This window comes from Rhodopirellula sp. JB055 (assembly GCF_043100905.1).
In the GTDB taxonomy this organism is placed as follows: domain Bacteria; phylum Planctomycetota; class Planctomycetia; order Pirellulales; family Pirellulaceae; genus Rhodopirellula.
The window spans coordinates 1-3,267 of the sequence record NZ_JBICHO010000147.1 but is presented as its reverse complement, the minus strand read 5'-3'; the positions used below and the strand labels follow the sequence as shown (position 1 = coordinate 3,267).

Here is a 3,267-nt window from a genome sequence, read left to right as displayed (position 1 = left end):
AATGGTCCATTAATGGTGTTTTGGGACGAATCGGGTGACGCTAGCAATTGAGAGTAATTCGCATTTTTTGTTTTTGCCAGCTCAAAAATTGCTTGATAGTGCTCAACTCGCAGCCTTAGGATCTCTATACGTTTGAACGGGGGGTGGAGGTGTCCACCGACCGTCTTTTCGAATTCATTTCGCAAGAGAGAAACGAGAGAACCATGATTGGGCACAGGAGAGATTCAACGAGGGTTGCATTCACGCTAGTGGAGCTGCTGGTGGTGATCGCCATCATTGGCGTTCTGGTCGGCTTGTATTTGCCGGCGGTTCAGGCGGCTCGGGAAGCGGCGCGTCGAATGAGCTGCAGCAATAATTTCAAGCAGCTCGGTTTGGCGATTCACAACTACCATGCTGCTTACAACCAGTTGCCGCCGCATGGTGGCGGAACGGGGCCAGGAGTTGAGACTCCGTCGGATTGGTGGCGTGCTTGCAACACTGCCAACCGAAAAAGTTTGAGCGTCATGGTTGCTTTGACGCCTTACTTTGAACAGCAGGGTTTGTGGGAGCAAATCTCAAACCGCAGCTACGAAACAGTAACCGGAGCAGCACCGCCCGCTCCACTGGGATTTTGGCCTGCGATGGGGCCAAGCCCCAAGGCATATTCCACCAACCCCGGCTACATTCCGTGGCAAACCGAGATCGCGATGCTGCGTTGTCCCAGCGATCCGGGAGTCGGTTTACCAGGACGTGGGCGAACCAACTACGGACCATGTTTGGGGGACTCCCCGCAAATTCAACAGCAACTGCATTACGACCTTCGAACGTTTCAGCCGAGCACCAACACGGGGAATGTTGTGAAAGCGAAAGCTGCTCACCGTGGCTACTTCGCGCCCTATTCATTCTTCAAGTTTCGTGATGTGCTGGATGGTTTATCCAACACGATTGCGATGGGCGAGATCGTATCCAATTTAGGTGATCGAGCGGTCAAGGGATCGTTGTCATGGGACGCAGGTGGTTCTGATTCCCATGTGACCAATAACCCTTTGCATTGTGTCGAAGCGAATGAAATTGATCCAGAGCGGCCTCAGTTTTGGTGCCCGGCCGGCGCCAGTCACTGCACGCCACCAGTTGCCGTTGTCAACGCGGAAACAAACGGTCGTGGAATGAGCTGGGCATCGGCGTTTCGGTTATCAATCTCTGGTGTGTTCACAGTCCGTCCACCCAACAGTGAGCTGTGCATTGGCCACTGGGCCGATCACCCCGGAACGTTCTCGCCGAGCAGCCACCATCAAGGTGGATGTCATGTGCTGATGGGTGATGGAGCAGTCAAGTTCATCAGTGATTCCATCGAATCGGGAAACCAAAGTGCACCAATGATCAGTTCTACCAATAAACCTGGTGGAGCGAGTCCATACGGAGTTTGGGGAGCGTTAGGAACCCGGGCCAGTAAGGAAACCATTTCCGAGTTCTGATCCAGAACCTAACGACGTCGCATTGGATGTCGTTGGAGATATGCACTCGATTCATCCAGTTGTGGCTCAACACACGGTTGGGCGTTCGCTTTTCTTCCAAACGAGCAAGCTCGAACTGGAATCATTCAACAAACCTAGATACATGAGGATTTTTCCTATGACGAAAAAGCTGATCATTTTCATTTTCTCCGGATGTCTGTTGTTCGGAGCGGTGGTGGGATGCGACGATTCCAATGGTTCCGTGGTGGCACCACCCGCTGATAATTCTTCAACAGAAGTTCCCGGTGGTGAAATGACTGAGGAGGAATACGCAAAGGAACTTGAAAAGTCGATGCGCTGATTTGCGAGGACCGTCAACATGCAAATTTGTCGACAGCGAATCGGATGGATGGTTTGGGTGCTGGTCGCATTGGTTGTTGGCGGGTTTCTCCAATCCATTTGTATGTTGACAACTTCGGGCCAAAGTCCGGCGTTTCCGGAGGTCATGCACTCTGAGGCTTTGCCCACTTTGGTGGGCAAAGCCGTGTGTGCGGAGTGTCACCGTACCAATTTCGAAATGCACCAGACATCAGGCCATGCCTCCACGTTTGCATCCACGACCGATTCAACGATCAGGGATTTGTTTAAGGGAAAAGTAGTGGATGCAGGCGAGCAGCATGGGTTGTTCCAATACGAATCGTCCGACGATGGTTTGGTCGTGCATCAGGCTTCGGATCAACCTGCTGCTGGGCTGCGGTCGATGACATTCCCGTTTGCTCTGGGGTCAGGACGGAATGCGATCACCTTGTTTTCAATCGTGCCAGAGACTGCCGAGAGTTCTTTCGGGATGGAACATCGTGTTTCGTGGTATCCAAACCGGGAAGAGGATGTGTCCAATAACCCCGTCGAGAGCCCGTCCCGAAACGGCACCTTTGGTCTGACCCCTGGTCACACGGACAAACAACCCGCAGAACCCATGGATTGTTTTGGTGAACGCATCCATGGTGAAAAGATGGAATCATGCATCGAGTGTCATACGACATCGGGAAAAGTGATGGATCACAAACTCGTGGATCTAGTTCCCAATGTTGATTGCGAAAAATGCCACGGTCCTGGTAGTGAACATGTTCGTTTGGCTCGGCTGACCGACTCTCCACCAGCGTTTTCCGTTGGGCGTTCGGATTGGGATCTTGAATCTGAACTCCAGTTGTGCGGGTCGTGTCACCGTTTGCCTCGCCATGTTTCTCCAAAGAAACTCAGGAACTACTCCAGCGAACTATTGCGGCTTCAGCCAATTGGATTGCTTCGCAGTGCTTGCTATTTGAAATCGAATCGATTGATGATGTGTTCGAGTTGTCACAATCCACATCAAGACGCGCGATTGAAATCGAAAGCGGATTACGATCAAGACTGTCAATCTTGTCACCAACCTCACGTTGAGTCTCATGTGAATTGTTCCGTCTCCCCTGAAGGAGGCTGCGTGAAGTGCCACATGCCTGCCATCACGGTCGAACAAGGCATGGTCTTCCATGATCATTGGATTCGAATCCATGACGAGTAGTGATTCGCGACGAACGTTGAGTCGACGATGGGCGATCTTCTCGGTTGTTGGCCTATTTGGATGGTTGGTCGCGTGTGAATCGAAACCTCAACCCACGCTCCCAGCGGCGACGGAGACTTCCGATGTGGCGGGTGGTAGCGTTCGTCCCCTCGCGGGCACGTTGATGGAGGATGAGTCTGAGGTTCCTCAGCCTTTTGTTGTTCCGGCTGAAACGCGAAAGCCGATTGATGTGGTTGAGTCGCGGAAGTTAGCGGAACAAGCACTCGCAGACGG

Annotated in this window: 4 protein-coding genes; all 4 read left to right on the top strand. The window is 52.4% G+C overall.

The genetic code is table 11. The features are described from left to right. The first annotated feature begins 203 nt into the window (after positions 1 to 203). A complete protein-coding gene (locus ACF8AM_RS06115; protein ID WP_392554773.1) occupies positions 204 to 1,454 on the top strand; it encodes a DUF1559 domain-containing protein in 1,251 nt (416 codons plus the stop codon). Between the two features lie 157 nt (positions 1,455 to 1,611). Next, positions 1,612 to 1,794: a hypothetical protein gene (locus tag ACF8AM_RS06110; protein ID WP_392554772.1), complete on the top strand. Its 183-nt coding sequence runs from the start codon at positions 1,612 to 1,614 to the stop codon at positions 1,792 to 1,794. An 18-nt stretch (positions 1,795 to 1,812) separates the two neighbouring features. Beyond that, on the top strand, positions 1,813 to 2,994 hold the full coding sequence (locus ACF8AM_RS06105; RefSeq protein ID WP_392554771.1) for a multiheme c-type cytochrome: 1,182 nt from the start codon (positions 1,813 to 1,815) through the stop codon (positions 2,992 to 2,994). Next, the coding region (locus ACF8AM_RS06100) for a hypothetical protein (RefSeq protein WP_392554770.1) at positions 2,984 to 3,267 on the top strand (284 nt) is incomplete at its 3' end. The genes ACF8AM_RS06105 and ACF8AM_RS06100, both read left to right, overlap by 11 nt.